Annotated in this window: 11 protein-coding genes; 5 read left to right on the top strand and 6 right to left on the bottom strand. The window is 68.4% G+C overall.

Features of this window, described 5'->3' with window-relative positions; genetic code table 11:
* Window positions 1–12: 12 nt before the first annotated feature.
* The 6 genes from IAI54_RS12750 to IAI54_RS12725 all read right to left on the bottom strand — a co-directional run bounded on the left by IAI54_RS12750 (window position 13) and on the right by IAI54_RS12725 (window position 6875).
* The gene (locus IAI54_RS12750) at window positions 13–1839 is read right to left on the bottom strand and encodes a methyl-accepting chemotaxis protein (RefSeq protein WP_187972690.1); all 1827 of its coding nucleotides are present in this window, start codon (window positions 1837–1839) and stop codon (window positions 13–15) included.
* A 59-nt stretch (window positions 1840–1898) separates the two neighbouring features.
* Window positions 1899–3599 carry a methyl-accepting chemotaxis protein gene (locus IAI54_RS12745; RefSeq protein ID WP_187972689.1) on the bottom strand — a complete coding sequence of 567 codons (1701 nt, stop codon included), beginning with the start codon at window positions 3597–3599 and terminating at the stop codon, window positions 1899–1901.
* A gap of 63 nt (window positions 3600–3662) precedes the next feature.
* Window positions 3663–4130 carry a chemotaxis protein CheW gene (locus IAI54_RS12740; protein WP_235679348.1) on the bottom strand — a complete coding sequence of 156 codons (468 nt, stop codon included), beginning with the start codon at window positions 4128–4130 and terminating at the stop codon, window positions 3663–3665.
* Window positions 4127–6175, bottom strand: coding sequence for a chemotaxis protein CheA (locus IAI54_RS12735; protein ID WP_187972688.1), 2049 nt, complete (start codon window positions 6173–6175; stop codon window positions 4127–4129). The genes IAI54_RS12740 and IAI54_RS12735 overlap by 4 nt, the downstream gene beginning before the upstream one ends.
* Entirely contained in the window at window positions 6172–6540 is a 369-nt protein-coding gene (locus IAI54_RS12730; RefSeq protein WP_187972687.1) for a response regulator, read from the bottom strand. The genes IAI54_RS12735 and IAI54_RS12730 overlap by 4 nt, the downstream gene beginning before the upstream one ends.
* Window positions 6537–6875: an STAS domain-containing protein gene (locus tag IAI54_RS12725; RefSeq protein WP_187972686.1), complete on the bottom strand. Its 339-nt coding sequence runs from the start codon at window positions 6873–6875 to the stop codon at window positions 6537–6539. Before IAI54_RS12725 ends, IAI54_RS12730 begins: the two co-directional genes overlap by 4 nt.
* A gap of 405 nt (window positions 6876–7280) precedes the next feature.
* Between IAI54_RS12725 and IAI54_RS12720 the strand changes: the two genes are divergently transcribed.
* The 5 genes from IAI54_RS12720 to IAI54_RS12700 all read left to right on the top strand — a co-directional run bounded on the left by IAI54_RS12720 (window position 7281) and on the right by IAI54_RS12700 (window position 15912).
* Window positions 7281–10658 (top strand): transglutaminase family protein, encoded by a 3378-nt coding sequence (locus tag IAI54_RS12720; protein ID WP_187972685.1) that lies wholly within the window; start codon window positions 7281–7283, stop codon window positions 10656–10658.
* A gap of 4 nt (window positions 10659–10662) precedes the next feature.
* Window positions 10663–13068 (top strand): circularly permuted type 2 ATP-grasp protein, encoded by a 2406-nt coding sequence (locus tag IAI54_RS12715; protein WP_187972684.1) that lies wholly within the window; start codon window positions 10663–10665, stop codon window positions 13066–13068.
* A gap of 13 nt (window positions 13069–13081) precedes the next feature.
* The gene (locus IAI54_RS12710) at window positions 13082–13978 is read left to right on the top strand and encodes a transglutaminase family protein (RefSeq protein ID WP_187972683.1); all 897 of its coding nucleotides are present in this window, start codon (window positions 13082–13084) and stop codon (window positions 13976–13978) included.
* A gap of 100 nt (window positions 13979–14078) precedes the next feature.
* Window positions 14079–14462, top strand: a complete 384-nt coding sequence (locus tag IAI54_RS12705; RefSeq protein WP_187972682.1) for an MmcQ/YjbR family DNA-binding protein — start codon at window positions 14079–14081, stop codon at window positions 14460–14462.
* A gap of 268 nt (window positions 14463–14730) precedes the next feature.
* The gene (locus tag IAI54_RS12700) at window positions 14731–15912 is read left to right on the top strand and encodes an ABC transporter substrate-binding protein (RefSeq protein ID WP_187972681.1); all 1182 of its coding nucleotides are present in this window, start codon (window positions 14731–14733) and stop codon (window positions 15910–15912) included.
* The last annotated feature ends 29 nt before the right edge of the window (window positions 15913–15941 follow it).

The following is a 15941-nucleotide window of genomic DNA, read 5'->3' as shown; positions in this document are numbered from 1 at the left end:
GGTTCCCTCCGTTCAGGCGGCGTTGCGCCGGGTGAACTCGGCGTCGAGTTCGTCGGCGCCGTTGTCGAGATCGAGGTCGAAGCCGCCCTTCGCGTGGTCGCGGCGCGCGCGCTTCATGTGCGGCGCAGCGACTGCGACCGCCTGCCTGATGTGGTCCTCGCGCAGCCCGCCACGAAGGGCGGCGGCTCCGGCGGCGCGAACGGCCGACCTTTCGCCGGCGGCGCCCAGCCGGAAGTAGGCGATCGCGTTCTGGAGTTCGCCCGCCTGCATCGAGAGTTCCTCTGCAGTCGTGGACATCTCCTCGGCGGCGCTCGAATTCTGCTGCGTCACCTTGTCGAGCTGCTGGATCGCGCCGTTGATCTGGGATGCGCCGACGTTCTGCTCGCGGGTCGCGGCCGTGATCTCCTCGACCAGTTGCGCCGTCCTCTGGATGTCCGGCACCAGCCTGCCCAGCATCTCGCCGGCCGACTGCGCAGCCTTGACGGTCTCCGACGAGAGGGTCGAGATCTCGGCGGCAGCCGCCTGGCTGCGTTCGGCGAGCTTGCGTACTTCGGACGCGACCACGGCGAAGCCGCGGCCGTGCTCGCCGGCCCTGGCCGCCTCGACGGCGGCGTTGAGCGCGAGCAGGTCGGTCTGGCGCGCGATTTCCTGCACGACCAGGATCTTCGAGGCGATGGTCTGCATGGCGCCGACGGCCTTCTCCACCGCCGAGCCGCTGGCGATGGCGTCGGCGGCCGACTTGCGGGCGATCTTCTCGGTCTCCGACGCGTTTTCCGCGCTCTGCTTGATGGTCGAGGCCATTTCCTCCATCGAGGCCGAAGCCTGCTCGGTGGAGGCGGCCTGCTCGGCCGCGCCCTGCGAGAGCTGTTCGGCCGTGGCCGAAAGCTGCTGGCTGCCCGAGGAGACGTTCTCGGCCGCACCGCTGGCGTTGGTCATGACGTCACGGAGGCGCCCGACCATCTGCTTCAGCGAGATGCCCATGACGTCCTTCTCGGAGCGGGGCTCCGGCTCGACGCGCAGGTCGCCGGCCGCGATGGCGTCCACCACCCTGGCCGTGTCGAGGAGGTTGTCGACCATGAACCGGAGGCGGGCGAGGATGCTCTCGGCGTCGCCCTTGGCGGTGAGGATCTCGACCGCCAGATGGCCGCTCGCCACCTCGCCGACGATCGAGCGGACATAGTCCGGTTCGCCGCCGACGTTGCGCATGATGCCGGAGGTGATCCGCCAGGCGATCGTCCCACCGATCGCGGCAGCGGCGGCGATGGCGGCGAGCGTGGTCATCAGCGCGAAGTCGAACACGGCCTCGTTCCGGGCGCCGGCCGCAGCGCCGCCTTCGGTGCTGATGCGCACGAGCGTGTCGAGATGCTCGTTGAACTGCTCGAAGAGGGCCAGCGCCGGGCCGTCATAGATACTCATCGCCGCGGCCTTCTGGCCCTGGGCCGAAAGGCGCATGGCCCGGTCGTGCTCCGCCATGTAGGCGCCGAAGGTCCGGGCGAATTGCTCGAAGGCCGAGCGCTCCGCCTCGGTCGTCAGGAGCGCGGCGTAGCGTGCGCGCTCTTCCTCGATCCGGACGAGTAGAGCGTCGGCTGCGGACGACCAGCGATCGACAGCGGCCTGCTCCGTCGCCACGACATGCTCGAGTTCCGTCACGCGCAGGTCGGTGATGAGCGTGTTGAGGCGATGGACCGCATCGATGGAGGGCATCGCCTTCTCGACGATCTCCGTGGACGCGCCCTTCATCGTGTTCATCTGCCAGAGGGCCATGGCGCCGAGAGCCGCGGCGAGGAGGATGAGGAGGCCGAAACCGGCTCCGAGCTGTCCCTTGAGGGTGAGTTTCATCGTGGGGATCCTTGGATGGGGTTGGGCTGCAGCGTTCACGACGCACTGCTACCGGCTGGTCAGGCTGCGTTGCGGCGGGTGAACTCGGCGTCGAGCGCGTCGCCGGCCATGTCGAGCTCGAGGTTGAAGCCGCCCTTGTGCTGGCGGCGGGCGGTCATGTGCGGAGCGCGCGCGGCGATCGCCTCGCGTATCTCGTGATCCGCCGCCGGAGCCGTCCGCGGCGCGGAGACAGGCCTTGCGGCGGCCGGAGCGGCGGTCTGCGAAGCGCCGGCTCCGTCGATCCGGAAGAAGGCAATCGAGGACAGAAGCTGTTCGGCCTGGCTCGCGAGTTCCTCCGAGGTTGCCGCCATCTCCTCGGCAGCCGCGGTGTTCTGCTGCGTCACCTTGTCGAGCTGCTGAATCGCGGAGTTGATCTGCGCGGCGCCGGCATTCTGCTCGCGCGTCGCAGCCGAGATCTCCTCGACGAGCTGTGCGGTGCGCTGGATGTCAGGCACGAGCCGGGTCAGCATCTCTCCGGCCGACTGAGCGGCCTTGACCGTGTCTCCGGAGAGGGTCGAGATCTCGGTCGCCGCGGCCTGGCTCCGCTCGGCGAGCTTGCGGACCTCGGAGGCCACCACCGCGAAGCCGCGGCCATGTTCGCCGGCCCGCGCGGCCTCGACGGCGGCATTCAGCGCAAGCAGGTCGGTCTGACGGGCGATTTCCTGCACGACCAGGATCTTGGTCGCGATGGTCTGCATCGCGTCGACCGCCTTGCCGACCGCAGCGCCGCTGGCGATGGCATCGGCCGCCGACTGGCGCGCGATCCGCTCGGTCTGCGAGGCGTTGTCGGCGCTCTGCTTGATGGTGGAGGCCATCTCCTCCATCGACGACGACGCCTCCTCCGTCGAGGACGCCTGCTCGGTCGCCCCCTGCGAGAGCTGCTCGGCGGTCGCCGACATTTCCTCCGACCCGGAGGCGACGTTTCGCGCCGCGCCGGACACCTCGCCGACGACCGACCGCAGCTTGGCGGCCATGTCGTTCAGGGCGTCGACGAGATCGCGGATCTCGTCGTTTGACCGGACTTCCGCACTTGCGGCGAGATCGCCTGAAGCGACGGCATTGGCCAGGTGGACGGCCGACGACAGGTTGCGCTTGACGCTGCGGGTGAAGAAGGCGGAAAGGCCGAGTGCGGCCAGCGTGGAGCCGACGCCGAGCGCGATCATCAGCGTGGACAGCATCTGGAACAGCTCCTCCGAGAGGTCCATCAGCTTCTTCACCGTCTGGTTCTGGTAGGCGCCGAGCTCGACGATCTCCTTCAGGGCCGGTTCCACCGCGGGATAGAGGTCGTTGGCGACGAAGGCCTCGAGTGCGGCGGTATCCCGCGCCGCGAGGATTTCTTCGAGCCTGTCCACCGCGGCGTCCGCGGCGACGAGATGCGGCTTCAGGCGCGCGACGATCACCGTCTCGCTTTCGGTGAGGCTGCCCTTGAGATAGGCGTCCCAGTCCTTCCGGATCAGCGCGCGGGCATCGGCGATCGACGCCTCTACGGTCGCCCATTCGGCAACGCCGTTCTTCAGGTTCACGGCTCCCGTCGGAATCGTGATCCCGTAGGAATCCGACATGTCCTTCAGCTGTTCCATCGGGACGACGCGGTCATGGTAGATCGAGGTGATCTTCCCGTGCATCTCGTTCAGGCCGTAATAGCCGGCACCGCCGACGGCGGCGATCGCAAGGAAGGATACGGACTGGATCAGGACGATCTTGGCGGCGATGGACTTCATGGCGCCGCGTTTCCTGGTCTTCTGGTTCGACATCGACTTGGTCTTTCGGTGAGAGGGGGGCGGTCAAGCCGCGGCAAGCGTTGCGAAAATCTTTTCGACGTTGGGAATGATCACGAAGGCTTCGTTGCGCTTGGCGATGCCCTGGACGAATTCGGCCGGCCAGCGCATGCCCACGCGGGGGGCGGCTTCCTGCACGCCGGCATCGAGATCGACGACCTCGTGCACCTTGTCGGCGAGGAGCCCGGCAACGAGACGTTCGTCGTCCAGGCGAACCTCGACCACGACGATGCGCGTATCCTCGGTCGCCTCCCGCCGATCCATGCCGAACAGCACGCGGAAATCGGCGAGGGGGACGACGCTGCCGCGGACGTTGATCAGCCCGAAGACCGCATCCGGAGCGCTCGGCACGCGGGTGACGGGAACCACTTCGAGAATCTCGCGGACGCTTTCGGCGTCGATGGCGAAGGTCTCGTCGTCGAGCCGCATCGTCAGGGCGCGCATGGTCCTGTGTTCGATGGTCGTCGCGTTCATGCTGCCCTCCCGAGAGACTTGGCGGTGCTGCGCTCGTCGAGATCCTGGCCGGAGCCGACGAGGTTCAGCACGTCGAGGATGAGGGCGACGGAGCCGTCGCCGAGAATGGTCGCGCCGGAGAAGGTCTTCAGCCCGGCGTGAAGCCGCGAGAGCTGCTTGATGACGGTCTGGTTGTTGCCGATGATCTGGTCGACGACCAGGCCCACACGGGTCTCGCCGGACGAGACGATCACGACCTTCGGATGGAGGTCGGCCGGAGCCTCGGTGCGAAAGATTTCGCGCAGCCGCAGATAGGGCACGAGGGCACCCCGGACATTGAGGAAGCTGCGCCCTTTCGGAGCGATCTCGGTGTCCCGCGGGAGTTCGACGCACTCCTCGACGGCGGCGAGGGGGATCGTGTAGCGGCCGTCGCCGACCCGGACGAGCAGGCCGTCGATGATGGCGAGCGTCAGGGGCAGTCGCAGCGTCGCCGTCGTGCCCTGTCCGGGCCGGCTCGCGATGTCGATGCTGCCGCGAAGACCTTCGATGGTCTTCTTCACCACGTCCATGCCCACGCCGCGGCCCGAGAGCGCCGTCACTTCCTTCGCGGTCGAGAAGCCGGGGTGGAAGATCAGCTGGAAAAGCTCGCTTTCGGCGAGCGCCTGGTCGGCCGAGATCAAGCCGGCTTCCACCGCCTTGGCCCGGATGCGCCCGGCGTCGAGCCCGGCACCGTCGTCGGCGATCGATATCGCGACCTCCGCTCCGGCGTAGACGGCCGAGAGGCGCAGCGTCCCGGTCGGAGCCTTGCCGTTCATGAGGCGGGCGTCCGGCCTTTCGAGTCCGTGATCGGCGGCGTTGCGGATCAGGTGCACCAGCGGGTCCGCCAGCTGCTCGATCATGGTCTTGTCGAGTTCGGTCTCCTCGCCGCTGGTCACGAAATCGATCTCCTTGCCGAGATCGTGCGAAAGATCGTGCACGAGCCGGCGGAAGCGCCCGAACAGCGAGCCGATCGGCACCATGCGGATACCCATCGTGGTGTCGCGCAGGCTGGCGCTGAGCCGCTCCAGGTCTTCGGCGACCGACTTCAGGTTCTGGTCCGTGGACGCCGAGGCCAGCTGGCTCAGGCGGGCCTGCGCGATGACCAGTTCGCCGACGCGGTCCATCAGCGAGTCCAGCCGTTCGGCGGGCACGCGCAGCGACGTGCCCGCCTTGTCTGCCCGGAAGGAGCGGGCGGGAACTGCCCCACTACCGCCTCCGCTCCTTCCGGCCCCGGTCGCCGCCCCTTGCGGGATCGAAGAGGCGGCGTGCCCCACCGAGTCGTGGTTCTCTTCATGGACGTCCGCATGCACCTCGGGCATGACCGGCTGGTCGGGATCGAGGGGCTCGATCACCAGGTCGTCGCCGGTCATGGAGAGGAACATGAAGACGTCCTCGACGCTTTCGCGCGGCACGTCGGCCTGCAGCGTGACTTCCCACTCGAGGTAGGAGGCCTCCGGATCCAGGGCACCGAGTTCGGGAACCCCGCCGATGACCGCGCGGACGTCGCACGGACCGAAAGCGGACAGTTCCTCGAGCAGGAGGATCGGGCTGGTTCCGAGGATCAGCGCGTCCGACGGCAAACGGAAGCGCACCCTCCACCCCGTGACCGGCTCGGCCGCCGATACAGGATCGGCCACCGGGGTCGGTTCTGAGGTGCTGCTGCCGACGGCCTCGCGCAGAGCGTCGAGGATCGGTTCTCCACCGCTGTCGCTGGCGTCGGGTGACTGGACCAGCGCGTGGATATGGTCGCATGCGCCGAGCGCGATGCGGATCAGGGCCGAGCTCGCCGGCGTACGGCCCTTGCGAACGCCGTCGAAGACGGTCTCGAATTCGTGCACGAAGGCTGCAGCCGCCGTATAGCCGAACATGGCTCCGGAGCCCTTGATGGTGTGGAGAGCGCGAAACACGCTGTCCACGAGCGCGAGGTCTCCCGGCGTCCGCTCGAGTTCCATGAGACCGGCCTGCAGGGTCTCGAGGAGATCCGCGGCTTCGGTGCGGAAGGTCTCGTTGGCATCGGTCATGGTCATGCGCCTGCAACCTTCTTCACGACGGCCAGGAGCTGGTCCTGCCGGAAAGGCTTGACGATCCAGCCGGTCGCCCCGGCTGCCTTCGCCTGCTGCTTGAAGCTCTCGTCGGACTCGGTGGTCAGGAAGACGATCGGAATGCCGCGGCTCGCCGGATGGGTGCGATACTTGCGCACGAACTCGAGGCCGTTCATGCCGGGCATGTTCAGATCGGTGAGGATCGCGTCGACCGGCGCGGAGGTGGCCTTGTCGTAACCGTCGCTGCCGTCCACCGCCTCGACGACGGCATAGCCGGCGGAGGCGAGCGTGAGGCTCACCATCTGGCGGACGGACGAGGAGTCGTCGATCGTGAGGATGGTCTTGCTCATGCGGCGTTCCTTTCGTCGTGGGCGATACCGGTCCAGGTACCGCCGCTGCGCAGCAGCGAGGCGTCGAGCGGATCGGCGAGGCCGACCTTTCCCATGACCTCGTCCAGCGCTCCGCCCGGGGGCACCAGCACGTCCATCCGCTTGCCGAGGCAGCGCGCGAAGTTGTGCGCGGCCACCAGGATCTGCAGGTGGCAGACGTCGACGGACTGGAGTTCGCGCGTGTCGACGGTAACCTCGTTGCCGGTGGAGAGGGCTTCGAGGAAGTCGCGCGCCGAGCGGGACCCATCGCGGATCGTCAGATGACCTTTCCAGTGAATGACGTGTCGGGCGTCCATGTTGGCTCGTCTCTCGTGGTTTCGTCCGGAGCGCGCCGCGCATGCTCCCTGTCGTGCCAAAACAGAAGCAACGGGCGTGCCAACCGAGAAAGTTCAACGAATCCAATGAGAATGACCGATCCGGCCGGCGCATCGCGAGGGCCCGACGGCGAAACGCCACGGCGTTCTTCGCAGTATGCAATGCGTCCTTTGCAGATCGGGAAAACGTGGACCGTCGCGCCCGCGCCGGCCGGCCGCGACGCGCGGCGGCTGCCGCCGACGCCCGTGGACTAGGTCGTCGACGAAGCGGGCGGAGGGAGGCGGCCTACTCGGACCGACCGACGAAACGGGTCGTCTCCGCCCAATACGATTGTGCAACGCAACGGAATGTGGAACGACTTCGCCGAGACCAACGGAAGGGTTCCCATGTCCATCAAGGCGGCCATCCATCACCTCACCGCGTATCGCTACGACCGGCCGGTCATGCTCGGGCCGCAGGTCATCCGCCTGCGTCCGGCGCCGCACAGCCGGACGCGGGTGATCTCGCATTCGCTGAAGGTGACGCCGGGCGAACATTTCGTGAGCTACCAGCAGGACACCTACGGAAACTGGCTGGCGCGTTTCGTCTTTCCGAGCCCGGTGACGGAACTGCGCATCGAGGTCGACCTCGTCGCCGACATGACGGTCTACAACCCCTTCGACTTCTTCGTGGAGGAGAGCGCCACGACCTGGCCTTTCGAGTATCCCGAAGACATTCGTGCCGACCTCGACGTCTATCGCCGGCCGGCTGCGGCGGGGCCGAAGCTCCAGGCGTTCCTCGACACCATCGACCGCAGCCCCAGAGGCACCGTGGATTTCGTCGTGGATCTCAACGCGCGACTGGCGCACGAGATCGGCTACGTGATCCGCATGGAACCCGGCGTGCAGGAGCCCGAGGAGACCTTCGCGATCGGCACCGGCTCCTGCCGCGATTCCTCCTGGCTGCTGGTGCAGATCCTGCGCCACCTGGGTTTCGCGGCCCGCTTCGTGTCGGGTTACCTGATCCAGCTCAAGCCGGATCTCGTGGCGCTGGACGGGCCTGCGGGAACCGCGCACGACTTCACCGACCTGCACGCCTGGGCGGAGGTCTTCATCCCGGGCGCGGGGTGGATCGGGCTCGATCCGACCTCGGGTCTGCTGACGGGCGAGAGCCACATTCCGCTCGCCGCCACGCCGCATTACCGCAACGCCGCGCCGATCTCCGGCGGCTATTTCGGGCAGGCGGAGACCAGCTTCGACTTCGACATGACGGTCTCGCGCGTGGCCGAGCACCCGCGCATCACGAAACCCTTTTCCGACGAGTCCTGGGAGGCGCTCGACGCGCTCGGCCGCAAGGTGGATGCGGCGCTGGCCGCAGGCGACGTCCGGCTGACGATGGGCGGCGAGCCGACCTTCGTGTCGATCGACGACTTCGAGGCGCCCGAGTGGAACACCGAGGCCGTCGGCCCGACCAAGCGCTTCTTCGCCGACCGGCTCATCCGGAGGCTGCGCGACCGCTTCGCGCCGGGCGGCTTCCTGCATTACGGCCAGGGCAAATGGTATCCCGGCGAGACGCTGCCGCGCTGGACCTTCTCGCTCTACTGGCGCCGCGACGGCAAACCGATCTGGAACGATCCCGCGCTCATTGCGCCCGAAGGGGGCATCGGTTCCGTGCGGAAGGATCAGGCAGAGGCGCTCCTGCAGGGCATTGCCGGCCATCTCGGCATCGAGACCGACCATGTCCTGCCCGCCTACGAGGATCCGGGCGAATGGCTGCTGCGGGAAGCGAATCTCCCGGAGAACGTGACCCCCGGGAATTCGCGGCTGAAGGACCCCGAGGAGCGGCACCGCATCGCGCGCGTGTTCGAGCGCGGCCTCACCGAGCCGTCGGGCTATGTCCTGCCGGTCCAGCGCTGGCAGGCGCGGGCGTCCGGTCCCCGCTGGCGGTCGGAGAAATGGAGGAGCCGCCGCGGCTACATCTTCCTGGTGCCCGGCGACAGTCCGGTCGGCTACCGCCTGCCGCTCGGCTCGCTGCCGTGGATCGCGCCGTCGCACTATCCCTTCGTCAATCCCGCCGATCCGACCGAGCCGCGGCAGCCGCTGCCGGACGCGTTCGTGTTTCCGGCTTCGTCACGTGCCGCAACCCCTGCCGGCGTTGGTCTCGGGACCGACGGGCTGGGCGGGACCGCCCAGCCGATCGCGTCCTTCACGGCCTCCGACACGCGATCGGGACGCGTCGAGCAGGCGGCCAGCGAACTCGAAGGGGCGGTCCGCACGGCGATCACCGTGGAACCGCGCGACGGGCGTCTGTGCGTGTTCATGCCGCCGGTCGAGCGTCTCGAGGACTATCTCGAACTGGTCGCGGCGGCGGAGGAGGCGGCCCGCGACCTCGGCATGCCCGTCCACATCGAAGGCTATGCGCCGCCGGTCGATCCGCGCATGAACGTGATCCGTGTAGCGCCCGATCCGGGGGTCATCGAGGTCAACATCCACCCGGCATCGAGCTGGGAGGATTGTGTCGCCACCACCGAGGCGATCTACGAGGAGGCGCGGCAGTCCCGGCTTGGTGCCGACAAGTTCATGATCGACGGCCGCCACACCGGTACCGGGGGCGGCAATCACGTGGTGGTGGGCGGGGCGACGCCGATGGACAGCCCCTTCCTGCGCCGGCCCGACCTGCTGAAGAGCCTGATCCTGCACTGGCAGCGGCATCCGAGCCTGTCCTACCTGTTCTCCGGCCTGTTCATCGGCCCCACCAGCCAGGCGCCGCGGATCGACGAGGCGCGCCACGATTCCCTCTACGAACTGGAGATCGCGCTCTCGCAGATCCCGAGCCACGGCGAGGCGCAGCCGCCCCTGCCGTGGCTGGTCGACCGCCTGCTGCGCAACATCCTGATCGACGTCACGGGCAACACGCATCGCGCCGAGATCTGCATCGACAAGCTCTATTCGCCGGACGGGCCGACGGGCCGGCTCGGGCTCGTCGAGTTCCGGGGCTTCGAGATGCCGCCCAACCCGCGCATGAGCCTTGCCCAGCAACTGCTCATCCGGGCGCTGATCGCCCGCTTCTGGGCGTCGCCGCTGACCGGCACGCCGGTCCGCTGGGGAACGGTGCTGCATGACCGGCTGATGCTGCCGCACTTCGTCTGGGAGGATTTCCTCGACGTGCTGCGCGACCTCACCGACCACGGCTTTCCGCTGCGGCCGGAGTGGTACGAGGCGCAGGCCGAGTTCCGTTTCCCGTACTGCGGGGAGGTGGAGGTCGAAGGCGTGCACCTGGAACTCCGCCAGGCGCTCGAGCCCTGGCACGTGCTCGGCGAGACCGGCGCGATCGGCGGCACGGTGCGCTACACCGACAGTTCCGTCGAGCGCATGCAGGTGAAGCTCACCACGACCGACCCGGAGCGCTATGTCGTGGCCTGCAATCGCCGCCGCGTGCCGCTGGCGAAGACGTCGACCGGAGGCGTCGCGGTCGGCGGCGTGCGCTTCAAGGCCTGGCAGCCGGCGATGGCGCTGCACCCGGTGCTGCCGATCAACGCGCCGCTGACCTTCGACGTCTTCGACACCTGGAGCGGGCGCGCCATCGGCGGGTGCGTCTACCACGTCGCGCATCCCGGCGGGCGCAACTACGAGACCTTCCCGGTCAACGCGAACGAGGCGGAAGCGCGGCGGCTCGCCCGGTTCGAGCCGCACGGCCACACGCCCGGCGCCTACGCGCCGCAGCCTGAAACGCCGCACCGCGAGTTCCCCATGACGCTCGACCTGAGACGCGCGCCGGGGATCTGAGGAGATGGCCGCCAGGGTCGAGCCCGCACACAAGGATCCGATCGCCCAGCTGATCGCCGGCTACCGAACGTCCGAAACCATTCCCGACGAACTGCTCGGGCCGGGCAGGGCAGTCCGGCCCGTCTGGCGCGGCTTCCTGGAGGCGCTGGCGGCCATGAAGCCGCAGGAACTTTCCGAGCGGATGGCGCGCGGCGACCAGTATCTGCGCGACGCCGGCGTCTTCTACCGGCAATACGGACGCGACGAGGCCGTCGAGCGCGACTGGCCGCTGAGCCACATTCCGGTGCTGATCGACGAGGCCGAGTGGACGGCACTCGAGGCGGGACTGGTCCAGCGGGCGGATCTCCTCGAGAAGATCGTGGCGGACGTCTACGGCGAAAACCGGCTGGTCACGGAGGGCCACCTCCCGCCCGCGATCGTCGCGGGAAACCAGGAATGGCTGCGGCCGCTCGTCGGAGTCACGCCGCGCTCCGGCCATTTCCTGCACTTTCTGGCCTTCGATCTCGGCCGCGGCCCCGACGGGGAATGGTGGGTGCTGGGCGACCGGACGCAGGCGCCGTCCGGTGCGGGTTTCGCGCTGGAGAACCGCATCGCGACGGCACGGGTCTATTCCGACCTCTACGGGCGGGCCAACGTGCACCGGCTCGCCGGGTTCTTCCGCGCCTTCCGCGACACGCTGCAGGGCCTGCGGGACGGCGAAGACAGCCGCATCGGCATCCTCACGCCGGGGCCGCACAACGACACCTATTTCGAGCATGCCTACATCGCCCGCTATCTCGGCTTCATGCTGCTGGAAGGCGAGGACCTCACCGTGCGCGACGGTGAACTGATGGTGCGGACCGTCGCGGGTCTGCGACCGATCCGCGTGCTGTGGCGCCGGCTGGACGCCGCCTGGGCCGATCCGCTCGAGCTCAACGAGGGGTCGCGGCTCGGCACACCCGGCCTGCTCAGCGCCATCCGCGCGGGCAACGTCACCATGGTCAACGCGCTGGGAAGCGGCGTGGTCGAGGCGCGGGCGTTCCTGGCCTTCATGCCGCGCATCTGCCGGGCACTCCTCGGGGAGCCGCTCAAGCTGGCGAACGTCGCCACCTGGTGGTGCGGGCAGTCGGCCGAGCGGGAATACGTCAAGGCCAATGCCGGACGCATGACCATCGGCAAGGCCTTCTCGACGCGCCTGCTGTTCGACCTCGACGACGTCTCGGCGATCGGCGGCGCCTTCACGCGCGAGATGCACGAGACGGTGGGGAACTGGATCGACCATGGCGCGGGCCAGCTGGTGGGCCAGGAAGCGGTGACGCTGTCGACGACGCCGGCGCTGGTCGAGGGTCGCCTCGTCCCGCGCCCGATGAGCCTGCGCGTCTTCCTCGCACGTACCGGCGACGGCTGGAAGGTGATGCCGGGCGGCTTCGCCCGCATCGGCCGCACGGCCAGCTCCGCCGCGCTCGCCCTCCAGGAGGGCGGGTCGGCCGCCGACGTCTGGATCGTCAGCGGCAAGCCGGTGCCGCCGGACACGATGCATGCGTCGAACGGCAAGGCCTTCGCGCGCCAGCAGCCCGGCGTCCTGCCGAGCCGGGCGGCCGACAATCTCTTCTGGCTCGGGCGCTATGTGGAGCGCACGGAAAGTCTGGTGCGGATCCTGCGTGCCTATCATGTCCGCCTCGCCGAGGCCGCGACGGCGGAAACCCCGCTGCTCAAGCTCTGTGCCGAGCATCTGGACGGTCTGGGCGTCGCGCGTTCCGACGAATGGCCCGCTGCCCTCGGCGACACCATCGCAGCCGCCGCGCGCTCCGCAGGCCACGTGCGCGACCGCTTCTCGTCCGACGGATGGATGGCGCTGACCGATCTCGCCAAGACGGTGCGCGCGATGCGCGGCACGGCGCAGCCCGGCGACGACATGTCCCGGGCGATGAGCGTGCTTCTGCGAAAGCTCTCCGGCTTTTCCGGTCTGGTGCACGAGAACATGTACCATTTCGCGGGCTGGCGGTTCCTCACGATCGGCCGTTCGCTGGAGCGCTCGCTCTCGATGGCACACCTCCTGGCGCGCCTGGCCGACGAGCAGGCGCCGGACGGGAGCCTCGACATGGCGGTGGAGATCGGCGACAGCGTCATGTCGCACCGGCGCCGCTATGCGGTGGCGACCAACCGGGCCACCGTCGTCGACCTTCTTGCGCTCGACACCCTCAATCCGCGCTCGGTGATCTTCCAGCTCGGCGAGATCGCCGGCCACCTGGATTTCCTGCCGGGTCAGGACCCGCATCAGCCGCTGACGCCGCTGCGCCGCGCTCTGCTGAAGCTCAGGACGGGGCTCGAACTGCAACTGCCCGAGACGCTGGACACGCAGGCGCTTCAGGCGCTCGGCGCCGACATCGCCGCGCTGTCGGACGCGTTCTCCGCCAAGTACATGCGATAGGGACCGTCCTCGCATGCTCTACGACATCACGCTGCGAATGGCCTATCGCTACGACTTCTCGGCCGATGCCGGCCGCCACATCGCCAGGCTGATGCCTGCCGACGTTCCCGGCGAACAGCGTCTCGTTGCGGGATCGCTCGGCATCGTCCCGAAACCCGACGAATGGGTCAACTTCGTCGATTTCTTCGGCAATGCCTGCGTGGAGGTCGGCTTCGACCGCCCGCATACGGAGATCGTTTTCGCCGTGCAGTCGCGCGTGGAGCGTCACGCGCCGGGAGAGATCCTCGACATGTCGCCGCCGCTCGCCGGGCTGGCGGACGAAATCTTCGCCTGGCGCAGCATGGACGGAACGTCGCCACACCACTTCCTCGGCGCTTCGCCGCGCGTCCCGATCGAGCAGGTCACGACCGATCACGCCCGCGCCATCGCCGTGGATGGCCGAAGCGTGCTCGAGACGGTGCGTGCGATCGGGCTGGCGCTGCACGAGGAGATGCGTTTCGACCCGAAGGCGACGACGGTCGAGACACCGATGCTCGAGGCCTTCGAGCGGCGCCACGGCGTGTGCCAGGACTTCACGCACGTCATGATCGCCTGCCTGCGCGGCATCGGCATCCCTGCCGGCTACGTCAGCGGCTTCCTGCGGACGATCCCGCCGAAGGGCGAGGAGCGGCTGGAGGGTGCGGACGCCATGCATGCCTGGGTTCGCGCCTGGTGCGGCGCCGACCTCGGCTGGGTCGAGTTCGACCCGACCAACGCGATCGCCGCCGGCGAGGACCACGTGGTGGTGGCGCGGGGCCGCGACTATTTCGACGTCTCGCCGATCAAGGGCACGATGCGCACGGCGGGTCCGCAGTCGAGCACGCATTCCGTCGACGTGGTGCCGGTTCGCGAGGCGGCGAAGGCCTCCTGAGAAACCGATTCAACCGCTTCACGTCGCGCATGAAGCGGCCGGTGCAGGTGCCCCGCCGGGCGATCGATGCTATGCTGTCGGAGTCACGGGGAAGACTTCCATGCCAGACGGCTTTCGCGCCCGCGTGGGCGCCATCTGCGGCGCGCTCCCGGGCGCGCAGGTCTCCGATCCCTGGGGCGGAGGGCACGACGCATGGAAGGTCGGCGACCGCATGTTCGCGTGCATCGGCGCGGTGCTGCCGGGCGTCGCCGTGAAGTGTCGCGACGTCGAAACGGCGACCATGCTGAAGGACGCGGGTGTTGCGACGCATGCCCGGTATTTCCACAAGAGCTGGGTCCTGCTGCCGGAGGAGACGGGCGACGACGAGCTTCGGCACCGGCTTCTCTCGTCCTACGAGATCATCCGCGACAAGCTGCCGGCGGCTCTGCGGCGGCAGCTCGCTTCGCCCGGGGCGAACCGATCCGACGGATCCGGACGCCTGTGATGTCGTGTATACAGGATGGACGAACTGCGCAGAGCCGGCGCTCGATGGCATTCGTCCACACCCGTTCAAAGGGGCGGCGGCTTTCGTCGTCCCATCCCGGAAGAACCCCCGGAACCGGCGAGCATCCACAGCGCCGCGCAGCGCTTGCCCGGCGTTCACGACCTGCGGATCGATTCGCGCGCCGTCGTGCACCCTCCATGCCCATTGATTTCGGCGGCGCTGTGTATACACTGCCGCGTGGCTTCACTGCATTCTGGGAGGAAAACAGATGCCAACGAGAACGACGCTCGCCCTTGCCGTTGCGGCGGGACTTACCTGGTCGGCCGGCGCGCAGGCGCAGGAGACCGTCAAGATCGGCGTGATCCTGCCCTATTCGGGACCCTTCGCCGACGCCGCCAACCAGCTCGACGCCGGAATCAAGCTCTACATGCAGCAGAATGGCGACATGGTCGCCGGCAAGAAGGTCGAGATCGTGCGCAAGGACACCGGCGGCCCGGCCCCGGACGTCGCCAAGCGTCTGGCGCAGGAACTCGTCGTGCGCGACGGCGTCGACATCATCGCCGGCTTCGCCCTGACCCCTGAAGCGCTGGGCGCGGCCGACGTCGCCACGCAGGCCAAGAAGCTCATGGTGGTGATGAATGCCGCCACGTCCGTGGTCACGGAGAAGTCGCCCTACATCGTGCGCACCTCCGTCACGATCCCGCAGGTCAACTACGCTTTCGGCAAGTGGGCCTTCGAGAAGGGCGGCGTGAAGCAGGCCTATACGCTGGTGGCCGATTACGGCCCGGGCCACGACGCGGAGAAGTCCTTCGCCAAGGGCTTCACGGAAGCCGGCGGTACCGTGATCGGCGCCGACAAGACGCCGGTGGCCAATCCCGACTTCTCGGCCTTCGTGCAGCGCGTCAAGGATGCCAATCCGGAAGCGGTCTACATCTTCGTCCCCGGCGGCGGCCAGCCGGCGGCGATCGGCAAGGCGCTGTCCGAGCGCGGGCTGACCCCGCCCGCCACCAAGATCTTCGGCCAGGGCGAGCTCACCCATCCCGAGGCGCTGGAGAGCATGGGCGAGAACGCCCGCGGCATCGTCACCACCTTCCACTACACGCTGGAGCGCGACGATCCGCTGAACAACGCCTTCGTCGAGGCCTACCGCGGCGCCAACAACGGCCGCAGCCCTGACCTGTTCTCCATCGGCGGCTATGACGGCATGCACCTCGTCTACGAGGCGCTGAAGAAGACGAACGGCGATGCATCGGGCGATGCGCTCGTCGAGGCGGCCAAGGGCATGTCCTGGGACAGCCCGCGCGGCCCGATCTCGATCGATCCCGAGACCCGCGACATCGTGCAGAACGTCTACATCCGCGAGGTCCAGGAGGTCGGCGGCAAGCTCCAGAACGTGATCATCGACACGATCGAGAACGTGAAGGATCCGCTGCACGGCGCCAGCAACTGACGCCAAGCCCCTAGTCTCGAATCGGAAAT

The organism is Aquibium microcysteis (assembly GCF_014495845.1).
Lineage (GTDB): Bacteria > Pseudomonadota > Alphaproteobacteria > Rhizobiales > Rhizobiaceae > Aquibium > Aquibium microcysteis.
This window is presented reverse-complemented; position numbering and strand designations above follow the sequence as displayed.

Bases quoted from the DNA above. Each gene is read 5' to 3' on its own strand.
- IAI54_RS12705 (WP_187972682.1), top strand. From the start codon at position 14,079: ATGCCAGACGGCTTTCGCGCCCGCGTGGGCGCCATCTGCGGCGCGCTC.
- IAI54_RS12700 (WP_187972681.1), top strand. From the start codon at position 14,731: ATGCCAACGAGAACGACGCTCGCCCTTGCCGTTGCGGCGGGACTTACC.
- IAI54_RS12730 (WP_187972687.1), bottom strand. From the start codon at position 6,540: ATGAGCAAGACCATCCTCACGATCGACGACTCCTCGTCCGTCCGCCAG.
- IAI54_RS12745 (WP_187972689.1), bottom strand. From the start codon at position 3,599: ATGAAGTCCATCGCCGCCAAGATCGTCCTGATCCAGTCCGTATCCTTC.
- IAI54_RS12740 (WP_235679348.1), bottom strand. From the start codon at position 4,130: ATGAACGCGACGACCATCGAACACAGGACCATGCGCGCCCTGACGATG.
- IAI54_RS12710 (WP_187972683.1), top strand. From the start codon at position 13,082: ATGCTCTACGACATCACGCTGCGAATGGCCTATCGCTACGACTTCTCG.
- IAI54_RS12750 (WP_187972690.1), bottom strand. From the start codon at position 1,839: ATGAAACTCACCCTCAAGGGACAGCTCGGAGCCGGTTTCGGCCTCCTC.
- IAI54_RS12735 (WP_187972688.1), bottom strand. From the start codon at position 6,175: ATGACCATGACCGATGCCAACGAGACCTTCCGCACCGAAGCCGCGGAT.
- IAI54_RS12720 (WP_187972685.1), top strand. From the start codon at position 7,281: ATGTCCATCAAGGCGGCCATCCATCACCTCACCGCGTATCGCTACGAC.
- IAI54_RS12715 (WP_187972684.1), top strand. From the start codon at position 10,663: ATGGCCGCCAGGGTCGAGCCCGCACACAAGGATCCGATCGCCCAGCTG.
- IAI54_RS12725 (WP_187972686.1), bottom strand. From the start codon at position 6,875: ATGGACGCCCGACACGTCATTCACTGGAAAGGTCATCTGACGATCCGC.